The organism is Flavobacterium sp. RSB2_4_14 (assembly GCF_051547085.1).
Lineage (GTDB): Bacteria > Bacteroidota > Bacteroidia > Flavobacteriales > Flavobacteriaceae > Flavobacterium.
In genome coordinates this window covers 1-263 of the sequence record NZ_JBPTTL010000037.1, presented here as the reverse complement: position 1 = coordinate 263, position 263 = coordinate 1, and the positions used below count along the sequence as shown (strand labels likewise).

Genomic DNA, 263 nt, shown 5'->3' with positions numbered 1-263 from the left:
TTGAGTTCCAAGTCTTGAGTTTGGCTATCAAATCGGGCACACCGAGGATGTTGATGCTGCGTTTGATATTGTAAACTAGCATAATCAAACTGTGTTCGCCATTTACTTTTTCTAATCCTATTAAATCGGTGTAATTGTATCCCCATTTTCGTTTGATGGTGCCAAAAATGTGTTCGTTTATCTCTTGCCGTTTTCGGTACAGTTGTGGGTTGGCTTGGTAGCGTTTGTGGTTTTCTTCTACGGCATCGGCATATTGGCTTCTA

At 41.1% G+C, this 263-nt stretch carries 1 protein-coding gene; it reads right to left on the bottom strand.

The window, feature by feature from the left end; genetic code table 11:
• A partial coding sequence (locus tag ACSVH2_RS14155) for a transposase (protein WP_438093827.1) occupies positions 1–263 on the bottom strand: 263 nt, incomplete at both ends.